General features: G+C 44.3%; 11 protein-coding genes. 1 reads left to right on the top strand and 10 read right to left on the bottom strand.

The annotated features are described in order from the left end of the window. Positions 1–237: 237 nt before the first annotated feature. The 10 genes from KUA50_RS03920 to KUA50_RS03875 all read right to left on the bottom strand — a co-directional run bounded on the left by KUA50_RS03920 (position 238) and on the right by KUA50_RS03875 (position 14,046). On the bottom strand, positions 238–2,703 hold the full coding sequence (locus KUA50_RS03920) for a TonB-dependent receptor (protein ID WP_256624158.1): 2,466 nt from the start codon (positions 2,701–2,703) through the stop codon (positions 238–240). A gap of 109 nt (positions 2,704–2,812) precedes the next feature. Beyond that, the gene (locus tag KUA50_RS03915; RefSeq protein ID WP_218456234.1) at positions 2,813–3,745 is read right to left on the bottom strand and encodes a zinc ribbon domain-containing protein; all 933 of its coding nucleotides are present in this window, start codon (positions 3,743–3,745) and stop codon (positions 2,813–2,815) included. A 68-nt stretch (positions 3,746–3,813) separates the two neighbouring features. After that, positions 3,814–5,790 (bottom strand): peptidase U32 family protein, encoded by a 1,977-nt coding sequence (locus KUA50_RS03910; RefSeq protein ID WP_218456235.1) that lies wholly within the window; start codon positions 5,788–5,790, stop codon positions 3,814–3,816. A 3-nt stretch (positions 5,791–5,793) separates the two neighbouring features. Beyond that, complete coding sequence (gene metA / locus KUA50_RS03905; RefSeq protein WP_218456236.1) at positions 5,794–6,711, bottom strand: homoserine O-acetyltransferase MetA; 918 nt, start codon at positions 6,709–6,711, stop codon at positions 5,794–5,796. Positions 6,712–6,910: 199 nt separating this feature from the next. Continuing rightward, on the bottom strand, positions 6,911–8,944 hold the full coding sequence (locus KUA50_RS03900; RefSeq protein ID WP_218456237.1) for a M13 family metallopeptidase: 2,034 nt from the start codon (positions 8,942–8,944) through the stop codon (positions 6,911–6,913). Between the two features lie 105 nt (positions 8,945–9,049). Beyond that, positions 9,050–10,987: an ABC-F family ATP-binding cassette domain-containing protein gene (locus KUA50_RS03895; protein ID WP_218456238.1), complete on the bottom strand. Its 1,938-nt coding sequence runs from the start codon at positions 10,985–10,987 to the stop codon at positions 9,050–9,052. Positions 10,988–11,214: 227 nt separating this feature from the next. Continuing rightward, positions 11,215–11,754, bottom strand: coding sequence for a 30S ribosomal protein S16 (locus KUA50_RS03890; protein ID WP_022109795.1), 540 nt, complete (start codon positions 11,752–11,754; stop codon positions 11,215–11,217). A gap of 142 nt (positions 11,755–11,896) precedes the next feature. Continuing rightward, a complete protein-coding gene (locus tag KUA50_RS03885; protein WP_218456239.1) occupies positions 11,897–12,364 on the bottom strand; it encodes a DUF4293 domain-containing protein in 468 nt (155 codons plus the stop codon). A gap of 262 nt (positions 12,365–12,626) precedes the next feature. Beyond that, the gene (locus tag KUA50_RS03880) at positions 12,627–12,968 is read right to left on the bottom strand and encodes a DNA-directed RNA polymerase subunit omega (protein ID WP_218456240.1); all 342 of its coding nucleotides are present in this window, start codon (positions 12,966–12,968) and stop codon (positions 12,627–12,629) included. A gap of 205 nt (positions 12,969–13,173) precedes the next feature. Continuing rightward, positions 13,174–14,046 carry an outer membrane protein assembly factor BamD gene (locus tag KUA50_RS03875; RefSeq protein WP_218456241.1) on the bottom strand — a complete coding sequence of 291 codons (873 nt, stop codon included), beginning with the start codon at positions 14,044–14,046 and terminating at the stop codon, positions 13,174–13,176. Between the two features lie 195 nt (positions 14,047–14,241). Here KUA50_RS03875 and uvrB point away from each other — a divergent pair, with 195 nt between their 5' ends. Further along, entirely contained in the window at positions 14,242–16,284 is a 2,043-nt protein-coding gene (uvrB, locus tag KUA50_RS03870; protein ID WP_218456242.1) for an excinuclease ABC subunit UvrB, read from the top strand. Positions 16,285–16,306 lie beyond the last annotated feature (22 nt).

The following is a 16,306-nucleotide window of genomic DNA, read 5'->3' as shown; positions in this document are numbered from 1 at the left end:
CGTCGCTGTTCGACGGAGCGTATGCTAACGCTGGCGCTTTCCTGTCGTTGAAAGGTGCCTCAATAGATTTTGGCGATTTGGCGGATAGCAAAAGTAACGCCTATCAATGATTATTCGTATCTTTGCAACACGAGAACCCGCCAAGCCTCTCAAAGATGCTCAAACAAAATAAAAACCACCACATACTTATTTATTGGCATGTGGTGGTTTTTATATAATCCCGCCTTTTACGGAATATTAGAAGTGGAAGCGGAGATCAACGCCACACTGGAAAGGATTGCCACGCTGGGCGAAGTATTCCTTGTTGCCTGTGGCGGCATTATCTACCGCGAAGGTATTGTAATGGGTATTCGTCAGATTACGAGCCCAGAAACTGATGAGGACCTTGCCTAAATCGGCATCCAGATGAGCGCCTAAGACTGCATACAAATTCTGACAGTAACTGTTGGCCTGATCCCAATAGGTCTTGCCCTGTGCATTGACATTGGCTCCTAAAGTAAGCGAACGGAGCAAACGGCAATCTGTATCAATGCGATAATCTGCAGTAGCAGAAAGCGTATGCTGCGGAACATAAGGTACAAACTTGTCCTTGAAATCCTCAGCCTCGGCTCCTTCCCCACTCCGGTACTCATCAAATACGGCACGGGTATAACCATAGTTCACCATCCAGTCTAAATGACCATTGAAGAGCTGACCTCTGAGCGCAGCCTCAATACCGCAACTGTGACTCTTGCCTGCATTGACCATCATTCTGCCAAAACCGTAATTACCTGCCATCACGGACAACTGTTGGTTCTTTACCTGCATATAGAAAGCACTGAGATCCAGATGAAGCGCATTCTCAAAGAGATTGAGATGGGTTCCCAACTCGTAGTTCCAGCTCACTTCCGGTTCATAAGAGATCGTCTTATTCACCTTCTCATAATCCTCAGCAGAATGAGGAACATCATAATCACCACGCATCGCAGCCTGACGGTTGGCATTCAATTCTGTCTGAAGAATATCGCTGAACATCTGGATGTTATAACCACCGGCACGATAACCCTTGCTGACTACCGCATACACATTACTGCCATGGGAATCCAATCGCCAAGTGAGTCCCAACTTAGGCAACAGCTCTTCGAAATGATCGTGCGTGCGACCATCGAGCATACTGCGCAAAGTATAAGTTGCCTCCCTGCCCATCACGTTCGCCTTCATAGCCATATAGGCTGAACTCTCGTAATGGATGGAGGTAAGCATATAATCGTAACGCAAACCCAAGGTAAGGGAAAGCGAAGAAGATAAATCGAAAAGGCTCTCGTGATAGAAACCGAGATTGGACTGAGGCGTATGATACAATCCTGGCGCACCCATGGAAACCTCCATGCCTACTCCACCAGCTTGTTCTATAGCTCGCTGAGCGGCAGCCTGGGCTGCAGCTGCAGGCATTCCCTGTGCTATCATCTTGCCTGCCATCGCCTTCACCATCGCATTATACATCTGGCTCTGGATGGCATTGCCGATAGGCGCCGTCATCGCTTCATCAAAGAACACTGGTCCGTTGGTCTTCAACCACTGTTGGGAGAAGAAAGCACCTAATGTCCAATGCCAGAATCCGCCCACAGCCTGCTTGCCCTTGAAGGTAAACTCCTGGGTAAAGGAATTCTGCAACTGCTGCTGAAGGATGCGCATATAGTCAGCCGGAAGATAATCCTGATCCATCAGCATATGGTCTTTCACATACTGATAACTCGAAACGGAAGTGAAATCGAAAAGTTTTCCCTGACGGGTGAGTCGCAAACCGGAAATCAGATTGTTGCGGCGATAGATGCCTGCAAAGGTGGAGGCTGGACGGTCGGTATTGCCTGTTGCAAGGTCCAGACGACCATAAGGAAATCCATTCTGATCTACATACTGATAATTGGCGAGAACATCAACATCCCAACCGGCATTCAGACGGGTTTTTACAAGCAGTTTTCCGCCCGCCTCATTCATCTTGTCAGCCCTTTCCCCAGTAAAGGAATTGCGGAAGAAACCGTTCTGTCCATCATAAAAACCTGCCAAAGAGAAGGCTGTCTTCTCATTCACCTTATTATAATGCGCTACCTCAAAATTGCGATAGCTGCGACTGCCATAGCCCAATTTCACATCCGTACCCTGATAGTTAAAAGGATTGCGGGAATACATTCTGACGAGTCCGCCCTCTGTATTCTGTCCATAAAGAGTGCCCTGCGGTCCACGGAGCACATCCACACGACTCAGTTGGTAATTGTGGAGATTGAAGGCAGACTTGCTCATCACCGGGATATCATCCATATAGATGCCCACAGAAGGACTGTTGACACGACTGCCGATGCCACGTACATAGACAGAAGACGACAAGCGGCTGCCGTAATTAGGCATCACAAAATTAGGGATATACTGAGAGAGTTCACGCAAATCATGAACACCGAGTTTATGCATCTGAAAACTGCTGAGAGAACTGCTGCTCAATGCCTGCTGACGGAGGCGACGGGTTTCCTTGGGTTGGGAAACAACTACAATCTCATCAATATCAAATACCTTGCTGCTATCCGCAAAAACGCTCTCTCTACTGACCAAATTACCATTAACGGCACTGGCTGGATGCATACTTTCCGCTTTAGCCAGATATTCATTTTCTGCATTTACTGGCAGAAAATTTGCAGCTAAAGATGCGGCTATCAAAATTTTAAAATACATAATTCAACTGATTTTTTCGGCTGCAAAGGTACAAAGATTATCCCGAAAGGATTATCCTTATAAATTAGGAAATCAGACTGAACCTGAAAAATCAGAAAAGGGGAACATATCAGGAATTTCGCTTGAGATAAGTCCGGATAGCATACCAGAAATACGCTACTAAAATAATATAACCAACAGTGTATAACGTACTGATACTGAATATGATATAATCTAAGGCGCACATACCCATCAGCCCACCCAAATAAAGTATTCCTTCACCCAAAGTAAGACGGTTTTTTACTTCATCCACACAGGCAATGGCAAGTATGAGTATCGCCCATACGGATGCTAAGAAGAAGCCTAACACCTTAGGCACTGCAAAAGGATTGAGCGTAGGATGGAAATAGAAATGACGCCATACCTCAGGCATGTAGGTCTGAATCGTGGCATAGAATGCAGCAGACAGCGATACCATCAGCACAAGGGCTGTTGGATAAGGTGAGTCGATATCATTGAAATGCACGATAGGCGCATTTCGCGTAAAGATCTTCTTCACCAGATAACTCACTCCTATCAGCACAAAGACTATCAGGAAGATGAGCAGGTGGGTATTGCTGAACACCATGATAAACTGGGAAATAGGATCATCGGGCACTACCTTAGAAAGCATATTAGACTCATGTGTCCAACCGAATACATTATCTTCTGTTGCCAACTGGATCCAAACTGAATCCACACGATCCTGCGGAATTATCCTGATATCAGAAACAACCAGAAGACAGTGCTTCATGACTGCGAAAGAATCGATGGGAAGATGGTTGACGAATTCCTCCGGCTGCTGCTTGATAAGCATCAGAGAATCTGCTGCCACCTCGAAATTGTAGCGATAGGTATAATGATGCGTAGAAGAAAAAGAAATCGAATCGCGCTGGCGATCACTGTATTCCACCAGTGCAGCATGCTGTCCCTTCGTACTGTGACGGTGATAACAACTGGTTACAAAGAAAAGCACAAAGACCATCAGCATGCCCGTGAGGACATACTGACAGCCTTTTCTCATATCGGATAACTTTAACTTCATCTGTATTTTATTATATGATTCTTCTGAATAGAACCTGCTCACGATAATCAGTTTGACGCAGCATAGACATTCATCTGACATTCCTTGCAGACAAACTCCAGCCGGAATCTTCTGCCATCGCCTAATACCAGCGAAAGCGGTTCTTTCCATGTAGGTTTCTTTCCACCCCTCTTCACGCAATATCCTAAGGAATAGCGGATGCAATGGCGGCACTGCATGATGAGCGATTCATCCTTGCGTTTGTTAGCACCCAGTTCGAATGCAGGCTGGATATTCTCAAGTCCATGCTTCTTGTAGAAATCAACCGCAGAATCATTGGCAATATTATAAGTATATCGCCATTTTTCATATTCCGGTTGCCAGGTTAATTCCTTCTGACTCTTAGCTTCACGTTCTCCCGGCTGATCCAATCTGTAAGGATTGGCAAAGAAATTTCTGTCCATACCAGAAATCAGCGAACGGTTGAGTTCATCTGTTATTCTCTGATCAAGTTTTTGAATCAATTCCCTACGGACATTTGAAAGCACACTGTTGGGGATGAACGCAGCATCAATATCATTCTTGAGTACCACATGCTTACATTCATATTTAGATTCACCGAACTTGCTCATCTGCGCAATCATATTATCATGCTGAGAGCGTTTGGCGCACTGCAGTTGCATAGGTGTGAAGACCTCTGCAGCCTTGTAGTACAAGCCCTGTTCTACACTCTTGAAGATATTGGCAGTGGCAAGGAATCCATCTACTACTTCATCATTATCCTCGTCCTTTTCCAACACAGGCTGAAGTTCGATAAAGAGCGGAATACGGCGTTCGGCTGTCTTACGTGCCAGAATCTGTTCGAAAGCCTGGTCGTTGTTGCGATACAAAGCCATACCCGGTCTGAGGTTTTCCGGCATGCGGAAAGGGAAAAGGCGGTTGCCCTCTACCTTGTTGACACGGAAGCCCTCCAACTCTCGCTCATCATTGATGAAACAGAGTCCGTCGCCATTGGCAAAACTGGCTACTGTAGCTACATTGAATGATACATTTCCACGTATTTCTTTCACCTTACCTACGTATTCACCAATAGCCTTCGGTGTATCGAAGGAGGAAATATCGGGTTGTCTGCCATGCAGGAAATAGTTGGTAAAACCGCGGTTGAAGGTTTTCTTCAGATTCGGAACGAAATTATATTCCACATGTCCTCGCGAAGCACGTCGGTATTCGCGTGGATATTTGGCTACGATTTCATCCAATTTCTTGTTATAGGCAGCCACCACGTTTTTCACATAAGTGATATCCTTGAGTCTGCCCTCTATCTTGAAAGAAGAAGCTCCGGCATCAGCCAGGTCCTTCAGATAATCTAACTGGCAGAGATCCTTGAGCGACAGGAGATAGCGCTGGTGCTCTATCATCTTGTTGTCGGCATCAACCAGGTCAAACTTCATACGGCAGAACTGGGCACATTCACCACGGTTGGCAGAACGGGAGAAGCATTTTTCGGATGCATAGCAGACTCCGGAATAACTGACACAGAGAGCACCATGCACGAAGACTTCAATCTCTCTGTCTGGAATAGCATTGTGGATGGCTTTGATTTCATCCAGTGACAGTTCACGTGCAAGAACCACTCGCTTGAAACCGATCTGAGTCAACCACAAAGCTTTCTCAGGAGTTCGAGTATCGCATTGGGTACTGCTATGTAACTCCCTCTTCCACAATCCTTTAGCTCTTACCTCCCAAAGGAGTCCCATATCCTGCAGCAAGAGTGCATCAACACCAATCTCATCCAACTGGGAAATCATCTTAAGCGTATCTTCCAATTCTGAATCATAGATGATGGTATTGACGGTAACGTGAACCTTGGCACCAAACTGATGGGCGTAATCACAGAGTTGCTTGATATCCTCGATAGAGTTGCCGGCAGCAGCTCGTGCACCGAAGCGTGGAGCACCGATATAGACGGCGTCTGCTCCATGATCGATGGCAGCTATACCGCATTCTAAATTTTTGGCAGGAGCCAATAATTCCAATGTTCTCATATCTTACTGAATATCGTCAATATTATAAGGAGTCTCCTGGTAAACATAATAGTTGATCCAGTTGCTATAGAAGAGATTGGCATGTGCACGCCATGTAACCAATGGAGCCTCGTTAGGATCGTCGTGATAATAATAATTCTTCGGCAATTCCACATCATCGCGCTTGCCCATATCGCGCTTATACTCTTTATCGAGTGTATTTGGCGCATATTCAAGATGACCGGTTACAAAGAACTCACGGCCCCCTCTTGCCATCACGATGCTCACACCGCTTTCAGGAGATTCTGCAATAATGTCAAGTCCTGGTACCTTCTCAATATCCTCTCGTCTCACTTCTGTATGACGGCTGTGAGGCATGGCAAAGACATCATCAAAGCCTCTGAAGATAGGCTGTGACATATCCAGCGGTTTCTGCTGGAAGATACCGAACATCTTCTTCTCCAACGGATATTTCGGCACGCCATAGAAATGATAAAGTCCTGCCTGTGCGCCCCAGCAGATATAGAGCGTAGAAGTGACATGAGTACGTGCCCAATCGAAAATCTGCATGATTTCCGGCCAATACTCAACTTCCTCGTATGCCATCGTCTCGATCGGAGCACCAGTAACAATCATACCATCAAACTTCTGCTTGGAGAGTTCGGAAAAATCCTTATAGAACATCATCATGTGCTCGATAGGAGTATTCTTAGGGGTATGACTCTTGAGTTTCATGAAATAGACCTCAAGCTGCAAAGGCGTATTGGACAACAGTCGCACGAGGTCGGTCTCTGTAGTTATTTTCAGCGGCATCAGGTTGAGAACCACGATTTTAAGTGGACGGATTTCCTGGCTATGAGCCCGGCTCTCGTCCATCACAAAGATATTCTCATGCTTCAGCAACTCGATGGCTGGCAATTTATCTGGTAATCTTAATGGCATTTTTTATCCTTTCTTTGTATTTTTCTGCAAAGTTACTGTAAAAATCTGACTTAGCGAAAAAAAAGAGGATTTTTTTTATAAAACAGAAAATGTGTTGAACAACTGTTCAACACATTTTCCTATAGCTGTATCTAAAAAAGAACTGACCCATACCCCTAAGAATATTTAAAGCTGAAAAGAGGTATGGATCATCATTTCTTTACCAGAGATCTAATCTCTCTGACTCTGGGATATACATTTTGTCTCCCTTCTTGACACCAAATGCCTCATACCAGGCATTGATGTGAGGAAGAGCGCCATTTACTCGCCATTCACCCAATGAATGTGGGTCGCTCTTTACGCGGTTGCGGATTTCCAGCTCTGTGATGTTCTGACCCCATACGCCAGCATAAGCAAGGAAGAAACGCTGTTCTGGTGTGAAACCATCCTTCTCCTTGAGCTTTTTCTTTGCAGTTGCATTCTTAAATGCATTGTAAGAAACCATCAGACCTCCGTGGTCTGCCAGGTTCTCACCCAAAGTGAATCGACCATTGGCATTCAAATCAGGCAATACCTTGATATTGCTGAAGAATGCAGCATACTGATCAGCACGCTTGTTGAAGCCCTCTGCATCATTGGCTGTCCACCAGTCATGCATATTACCATCTGAATCATACTGTCTTCCCTGGTCGTCAAATCCGTGAGTCATCTCATGTCCGATCACCACACCGATAGCACCATAGTTGAATGCAGCATCAGCCTTCGGATCGAAGAATGGATACTGGAGAATACCTGCTGGGAAGGTAATCTCATTGGTTGTTGGGTTATAATAAGCATTGACTGTCTGTGGAGTCATGTACCACTCGTCACGATCCACTGGCTTTCCTGCCTTGTCATTGATATGCTTGTCGTGAGCAAACTTGCGGCATGCCATCACGTTCTCATAGAAACTCTTAGATGGATCGATTTGAAGACTGCTATAGTCTGTCCACTTGTTAGGGTAACCGATCTTCACATAGAACTTGTTGAGCTTTTCGTGAGCTGCTGCCTTGGTAGTATCGCTCATCCAGGTCTGTGCATCGATACGCTGACCGAGACTTACCTGAAGATTTTTTACCAATTCCAACATGATCTTCTTGGAAGACTCAGGGAAGTAGCGCTTGCAGTACATACGACCGAGAGGTTCGCCCAACTGAGCTTCTACCTGATTGGTAGCACGTTTCCAGAGAGGATAATCCTCCTTACGGCCACTCATTGTCTTGCCGAAGAAATCAAAGTTAGCCTCACGGATCTCATCTGTAAGATAAGAAGATGAACTCTGGATAACATCCCACTCCATCAAGGCTCTGAGCGTATTGTCATTCTCGGCTGCAGTAATCTTGTCGAGACCAGCGAGGAAGTCAGGCTGACCTACGATCATCTCCTGGATGTACTCGCTCTTGATACCCTCTGCATTACACATTGCCTCGAGATTGAGGTTAGGATATTTCTCCTGGAACTCCTTGAGAGTCATCTTATTATAGTTAGCCTGAGGATCGCGAAGTTCTGTCATACTCTTTGAGATGAGCGCCAACATGGTTTCGTGCTGGAAGATAGCCTGCTCCTTCTGAGCTGCTTCCTCTGCTGAGAAACCGTAGAGCTGGAACATCTTCTGAACATACTTCTTGAATGCCTCACGGATAGCTACTGTAGCTGCATCATTGTTGACATAATAGTCTTTCTGACCGAGGGTAAGACCGCCCTGACCGAGATTGAAGATATTCATCTTGACATTCTTCTCGTCAGCACCGAAGCCGCCACCGAAGCTCACACCATAACCTTGTGCTGCATACTTCAACTGGATCTTCTGCAAGTCAGCCTTTGTCTTGGCTGCTTCCATCTCATCGAGAAGTGGCTTAACAGGTGAGATACCAGCCTTGTTGCGAGCATCTACATTAAGAGCCAACTTATAGAAGTCAGACAATTTCTGCTCGATAGTACCCTTCTTATAAGTCTTCTTCTGAAGTTCAGAAAGAATGGTATTGATACGCTTGTTGTTGTCATCTGCCAACAGATTGAAGCTGCCGTAGCAGCTGTAAGCTGCTGGGAGTGGGTGGTTCTTCTGCCATCCACCTGTAGCAAACTTGTAGAAATCATTAGCAGGACTGACTGTCTTATCAAGGTTTTCCATGACAAGACCCGACTTGTTCTGTGCATCTGCGCCGAGAGGCATAGCTGCCAGCATCATCATCGGAAGAATCATTTTAATGTTCATGTTAATTATATTTTTTATTATTAAATCTCAGAAAGATAAGCATCTGCTGAAAGAAAATCTTATGCAGAAAAATATCTCAATATGAAGAAATCTTATGCTGAATGATTATGAATTGCAGACTTCTTCGAGCTTTTCAGAAAGAAGCAGCCAGTTATCATTTTCTTCATCAAGTTTCTGCATCAGCGAAGTATATTCTGTGACAAGTTCCATGTTGGTAGCATTCTCCGGCTTCATCAGGAGGTCATCGATTTCCTTCTTGCGCTTTTCCAGTTTGGCAATGCGATCTTCACACTCCTTGACAGCCTTCTCAGCCTTGCGGATTTTCTTCTGCTGTTCCTTATGCTCCGCATAATTCTGTTTACCGGCAGAAGGAGTTGACTCTACAGTTGCTGCTACTGGAGCTGACTGAGCACTTGTCAATGCGGCATTGATGGAATCTGCATTGTGCGCACGGAGATAGTCGTAGATACCACCTAAGTGCTCACGTACCTTACCGCCACCGAACTCATAGACTTTATCTACCAGTCCATCAAGGAATTCACGGTCATGGCTCACGATGATAGCTGTACCATCAAAAGCCTTGATAGCTTCCTTGAGCACATCCTTTGACTGCATATCAAGATGGTTGGTAGGCTCATCGAGTATCAGCAGGTTGACTGGTTCGAGCAGCAGTTTGATCATGGCCAATCTACTTCTTTCACCTCCACTGAGTACCTTCACATACTTTTCCGATGTCTCACCACCAAACATGAATGAACCGAGGAGATCATTGATTTTCAATCGCATTTCACCAGTGGCTACACGATCGATGGTATCGAATATCGTGAGGTTTTCATCAAGGAGCTGCGCCTGGTTCTGTGCGAAATATCCTATCTGTACATTGTGTCCAATCTTGAGGTTGCCCGTAAAAGGAATCTCGCCCATGATACATTTGACAAGCGTTGATTTACCTTCACCGTTCTTTCCTACGAACGCAACCTTCTCACCTCTTTTAATAGTAAGGGTGACATGATCGAAAACCGTATGCTCTCCATAATCCTTGCGTACCTCATCGCAGATAACCGGATAATCACCGCTTCGCAGACAAGGAGGGAACTTGAGATGCATCTGTTTGTTATCCACCTCATCCACCTCGATCGGCACAATTTTCTCCAATTGCTTGATACGGCTCTGCACCTGTACTGCCTTGGTAGGTTTATATCGGAATCGCTCTATAAAGTCCTTAATATCAGCGATTTCCTTCTGTTGGTTCTCGTAAGCCCTCAACTGCTGTTCACGACGTTCCTGACGAAGGACGATATACTCATCGTATTTTACTTTGTAGTCCTCTACCCTTCCGCAGGTAATCTCCAACGTACGATTGGTAACATTATTGATAAACGCACGGTCGTGGCTCACGAGTACTACCGCCTTGGCACTTTGAGCAAGAAACTGTTCCAACCACTGGATACTTTCGATATCAAGATGGTTGGTAGGCTCATCGAGCAAGAGGACATCAGGTTTCTGCAACAGGATTTTCGCCAATTCAATACGCATACGCCATCCACCGGAAAACTCTCTGGTAGGACGTTCAAAATCCTCTCGCACAAATCCGAGACCTGTCAGGGTACGTTCGATTTCAGCCTCATAGTTTTCACCTCCCATCATCATGTAGCGTTCATGTTCCTGAGAGAACTTCTCCACGAGTTGCGCATATTCATCACTCTCGTAGTCGGTACGGTCAGCCATTTCCTGCTGCATCTTATCAAGACGCGCCTTCATCTCCGTATTATGAGCAAAGGCCTTGCGGGTTTCTTCCTTGACCGTCGTATCGTCCTGAAGTTTCATGACCTGAGGCAGATATCCGATAGTGGTATCGTTTGGAATCGCCACAACACCGTCAGTAGGTTTCTGCAAACCACACAGGATTTTGAGCATGGTAGATTTTCCAGCACCGTTTTTGCCGACGAGCGCTATGCGATCTCTATCATTGATGACAAAACTGACATCATGAAAAAGAGGTTTAACGCCAAATTCAACTTTAAGATTTTCAACCGATATCATTACAGAATCTATATATTACAGAATCTTGATTACAGAATCTACTTTTAAAGAATTCATTCTTTTGAAAATGTAAATATCCTTATTATGAAGAATTTATTATTCTTTTTGAGAATCTATCATCAAGAATCTATTATTTCCAAAAAAAATCCCCAATGGGGTAAGTTTAATAAAAAAGGTCGGACCTCAAAAAGAGAAACCGACCTTTATACTTTAAATCTTCAAGAAGATTAAGCCTCTGCAGGAGCGTCCTCTGCTGGAGTTTCCTCAGCAGTTGCAGCAGCCTCAGCCTCTGCCTGAGCAGCAGCCTGAGCAGCCTTCTTGTCAGCTACCTTCTTTGCGATTGCTTCATTCATCTTCTTCTCAGCCTCGAGCTCCTTAGCAGCAGCTTCCTTCTTAGCCTTAGCCTCAGCGTCACGAACTGCAGAAACCTTCTGGTCTGCGCCGTTCTTCCAAGCGTCGAAACGCTTCTGAGCCTCAGCCTCGTCGAATGCGCCCTTCTTAACGCCACCACGGAGGTGCTTCATCAAGTAAACGCCCTCGCCCTTGAGGATGTTACGTACTGTGTCTGTTGGCTGTGCACCTGTCTCTACCCAGTAGAGGGCACGATCGAAATTCAAATCTACAGTAGCAGGATTGGTGTTAGGGTTGTAAGTACCAATCTTCTCAGTAAATTTACCATCACGTGGTGCTCTAACGTCAGCGATTACGATGCTGTAGAAAGCATAGCTCTTACGACCGCCGCGCTGCAATCTGATTTTTGTTGCCATTTTTTAATCTAATTTTTTAATTTGAGGTTTGAATTTTATGCTGCCATCTCGTGACAGCGGGTGCAAAATTACAACTTTTATTTGATTCCCACAAATTTCAAGTTGATTTTATAATTATTTTTAACGTATTCTACGGATTCCATTAACGAATTCTATCGGCTGCACGTACCAATTTCTCATCATCACTGACTCCCTTGCGTGCTAAAAGCACAAAGACAAGTGATAAGAGAGGCATTACTGCACCCCAATGGAATGTCAAATTGCCGGATACTTTTTCTAATCCTACAAGTCCGAAGAAGATCACTGCATAATCTACGTACCAGAGTACATTGAAAAGCAGGTTGATAGAACAGAGATTGATCTGCAACTTACGGTTCTTGAACAGGAATACTGTTGCCAGAGACATCAATGCTGAAACGGAGCAAAGAAGAAACAGTGGCAAACAGCTTGCATCAAAACGGATTCCCTCGTCGCCACTAATGCCCAGGCAGTGTACTGACATCGGATTTTCCATACCTTGTGGCATCACTGAAGCCACAGGTACAAACAGGCAGATCACACAGGCAATGACCGCGACCAGAAGAAACAATGTTTGTTTACGCTGTATCATAATCTTGTTATATTCCTACATGATTATATAATCACTACCCTACATTTCTATATAATTGAGATCCCTAAATTATAATTATATTCCTAAAATTACATAATAGAGACGGAACTCCACATTAAAAGGCAGAACTCCTCATTTAAAAAGGGAAGCACCTCATTAAAAGGAGAAACACCACATAAAAAAGCAGAATACCTTACTATATAACATTGAATTATATATTTGCAGAATCTGCATTATATATGATATAGAGTCAGTAATCAGATTAATATCTGTCAACAGGAGCGTGCTCTCTTGTTGGGTCACGCCAGTAGATATTCTTATCTACAAACTCCTGAGTAGCCAAGAGAGTTGGCTTAGGGAGTTTTTCATAATAGCGAGAGATTTCAATCTGCTCACGATTCTCGAACACCTCTTCCAAAGAGTCATTATAAGAAGCAAACTCCTGAAGCTTCTTGTTCAATTCCTGCTTAATATCAAGAGAAATCTGATTCGCACGCTTAGCGATGATTGCTACACTCTCGTAGATATTGTTTGTGTCATCACAGAGATCCATGATATTGCGAGTCACGGTGTTTGTTGGAGCTTTTGTTTTTTTGTAATCCATAATAATACCTTTATTTAATATCTATTTTGATTGATTCTTATTATTCTTATTTTTGAGAAATTCTACAAATTATATTTATTCTGGAAAATTCTATAAATCTGCAGATTCTTCAAACTATTTTTATAATGTTCTCTAAATCCCTTCAGAAAAATTATTCAAATCTCTTCGGATAGATTCTTGCAACAGCTAAATCCCAAAAGAAACTTTACTGATTGGAATTGCCGGAGCTCAATTTTTCCAGTGCATCCTCTGGATGTTCTTTTTCGAATTCCTTACATTTCGCAATCATCTTTTCAGCATTGGCACGTTCTTTTGAATCTGGATACTCATTGATGAAGCCGTAGCACTCATCCTCAGCATCCTGATAACGCTCCAGCTGCTTCTCCTCCACACTCATCTTGGCCAGTTCAAACTTGCCTTTCATAATCAGTGTGGCAAATGCTTCACGCTTATTGCTATAAGGATAATCCTTCAACGCATTCTGAGCTGTTACGATACATGCCTGATAGTTGTTACCCTCACCCAGACAGTTGCCGAAATAACTGCCCAAATCATAATATAGCTTCGCATTCTTATATTCCTTCTCCACCAGAAGATCCTGCAAAGCGAAAAGACGACTGGTAGCCAAATTCTTCAGACGGGCATCAGGATATACATCAAGATACTCCTGAAAAGCACTGATCGCTGTAATCGTAGTACTCTGGTCAAGACGTGGTTCTGGAGCATTCATATACAGACTTTCGCCTACAAAGAACTTAGCTTGCTCTGCATAGATACCCTTAGGATAACTGGAAACATATTTGCGGAAATACTCAGCAGCCGTCTCATAGTCTTTCATCTCAAACTCACACATAGCGAGCATGTAAAGGCTCTCCTCGGCCTCTGTAGATCCCTTCTTGATAGTAATCAAGTCATTCAGAAGAGTAGCTGCACGAGAATACTTGCCAGAAGCAAAATACTGCTTGGCATACTCATATTTCAAGTTATAATCCTGAGACTTATAAACCTGGTTAAACTGATTTGCACAACTTGACATCAGAAGCGCAAAACAAGCTGATATAAGAATTGTTTTTTTCATTATAATCACGTTTTGTGATGCAAAGTTAACTATAAAATAGCTATCTACAAAGAAAAAAATACACTTTTTCGCATTTTATCATTCTTTATAACTAATTATGCGATTTTTTTTGTAATTTTGCAACCGATAATTTAATTTTATTAAGACTTCGTGTCTCAATACTTGTCAACAAACTGATTTTTGAAATCAACAGATATGGAATTCAAGATAACTTCTAAATACCAGCCAACTGGCGATCAGCCACAGGCAATCAGGCAACTCACCGAGGGGGTGGAGCAAGGAGATCCTGCACAGGTTCTCTTAGGTGTCACCGGTTCGGGAAAGACCTTCACCGTGGCCAATGTCATTGCCAACGTGGGAAAGCCGACCCTCATCCTGAGTCACAACAAGACTCTGGCTGCACAGTTGTATCAGGAAATGAAGGGCTTCTTTCCTGAAAATGCTGTAGAATACTATGTCTCCTACTACGACTATTATCAGCCAGAAGCTTATCTTCCTACTACGGACACCTACATAGAGAAGGATCTTGCCATCAACGAAGAAATAGACAAGTTGCGACTCGGAGCCGTTTCTGCTCTATTATCAGGTAGAAAGGATGTCATCGTGGTTTCCTCTGTTTCCTGTATCTATGGTATGGGTGGACCTACTGCCATGCAGGAAAATATCATCAAGATAAAGAAAGGACAGATACTGGATCGCAATGTATTCCTGCGCCAACTGGTTGATGCGCTGTATGTAAGAAACGACATTGAACTGCAGCGAGGCAACTTTAGGGTGAAAGGTGAAACGGTGGACATCTTCATGGCATACAGTGACCATGTACTGAGAGTTACCTGGTGGGATGACGAAATCGACAGTATCGAGGAAGTCGATTCTCTCACCTACCATCGCATTGAATCGTTCGACCAGTATGAGATTTATCCTGCCAATCTGTTTGTGACAACCAAAGAACAGACAGAACAAGCTATCCGCATGATACAGGACGACCTGGTGAAACAGGAAGAGTTCTTCAAGAGTATCGGAGACGGTATCAAGGCACAGCGAATCAAGGAAAGAGTGGAATACGATATGGAAATGATTAAGGAATTAGGTCACTGTTCGGGTATCGAAAACTACTCCAGATATTTCGATGGACGACAGGCCGGAGAACGACCATACTGTCTGCTGGACTTCTTTCCGAAAGACTTTTTACTGGTAGTGGATGAAAGTCATGTCAGCATCCCACAGATAGGTGCGATGTACGGAGGTGATAGAGCCAGAAAGAAGAATCTCGTGGAATACGGTTTCAGACTTCCTGCTGCTTTTGACAACAGACCACTGACTTTCGAAGAATTCCACAGTATGATCCACCAGGCTATCTATGTAAGTGCCACACCTGCCGACTATGAACTCAAGGAGGCTGAGGGCATTGTGGTAGAACAGTTGATTAGACCGACCGGACTGTTGGATCCGGAAATAGAAGTAAGACCAAGTGAAAATCAGATAGACGATCTGCTGGATGAGATATTGACCAGAACGCACAGAAACGAGCGAGTACTGATTACGACCCTGACCAAGAGAATGGCAGAGGAATTGACTGAGTTCTTGCTGAATCATAATGTGAAAGCTGCCTATATCCACAGTGATGTGGCTACGCTTGACCGTGTGAAAATCATGAACGACCTGCGAGCTGGCATTTACGACGTACTGGTGGGCGTCAACCTCTTACGTGAAGGACTTGACCTGCCAGAGGTTTCATTGGTAGCGATTCTTGATGCCGACAAGGAAGGTTTCCTGAGAAGTCACCGTTCACTCACTCAGACGGCTGGTAGAGCTGCCAGAAACGTCAACGGAAAGGTTATCATGTATGCAGACAACATCACAGAAAGCATGCAGCGTACCATAGATGAGACTGCCCGCAGAAGAAGTATCCAGTTGCAGTACAATGCAGATCATGGTATCACACCTAAACAGATAGAGAAGGCAATTACCTCTGCACTCCCAACATCTGCCGACAAGGAAGATAACTATCGCATCGGTGACGGCAAGAAAGAGATTAAACGGGTATATATCGAACCGGAAGGAGGTGCCTTTGCCGCCGACCCTATCGTACGTAGTATGAGCAAGGAGGAACTCGTCAAGAGTATTGAAAACACAACTGCCCTGATGAAACAAGCTGCCAAGGAACTCGATTTCATGCAAGCTGCACAATACAGAGATGAAATCCTGAGACTGCAGAAGGAACTGGAGGAGAAATAAGCACTTGAAGAAAATCAGAACT

Origin of the sequence: Segatella hominis, assembly GCF_019249725.2 — a bacterium.
In the GTDB taxonomy this organism is placed as follows: Bacteria; Bacteroidota; Bacteroidia; order Bacteroidales; family Bacteroidaceae; genus Prevotella.
Note: the sequence above shows the minus strand (reverse complement) of the source record. Positions and strands in the feature narration are given on the sequence as shown.

Coding starts and splice junctions, on each gene's coding strand:
- KUA50_RS03895 (WP_218456238.1), bottom strand. CDS start 10,987: ATGATATCGGTTGAAAATCTTAAAGTTGAATTTGGCGTTAAACCTCTT.
- KUA50_RS03900 (WP_218456237.1), bottom strand. CDS start 8,944: ATGAACATTAAAATGATTCTTCCGATGATGATGCTGGCAGCTATGCCT.
- KUA50_RS03890 (WP_022109795.1), bottom strand. CDS start 11,754: ATGGCAACAAAAATCAGATTGCAGCGCGGCGGTCGTAAGAGCTATGCT.
- KUA50_RS03885 (WP_218456239.1), bottom strand. CDS start 12,364: ATGATACAGCGTAAACAAACATTGTTTCTTCTGGTCGCGGTCATTGCC.
- KUA50_RS03915 (WP_218456234.1), bottom strand. CDS start 3,745: ATGAGAAAAGGCTGTCAGTATGTCCTCACGGGCATGCTGATGGTCTTT.
- metA (WP_218456236.1), bottom strand. CDS start 6,711: ATGCCATTAAGATTACCAGATAAATTGCCAGCCATCGAGTTGCTGAAG.
- uvrB (WP_218456242.1), top strand. CDS start 14,242: ATGGAATTCAAGATAACTTCTAAATACCAGCCAACTGGCGATCAGCCA.
- KUA50_RS03910 (WP_218456235.1), bottom strand. CDS start 5,790: ATGAGAACATTGGAATTATTGGCTCCTGCCAAAAATTTAGAATGCGGT.
- KUA50_RS03920 (WP_256624158.1), bottom strand. CDS start 2,703: ATGTATTTTAAAATTTTGATAGCCGCATCTTTAGCTGCAAATTTTCTG.
- KUA50_RS03875 (WP_218456241.1), bottom strand. CDS start 14,046: ATGAAAAAAACAATTCTTATATCAGCTTGTTTTGCGCTTCTGATGTCA.
- KUA50_RS03880 (WP_218456240.1), bottom strand. CDS start 12,968: ATGGATTACAAAAAAACAAAAGCTCCAACAAACACCGTGACTCGCAAT.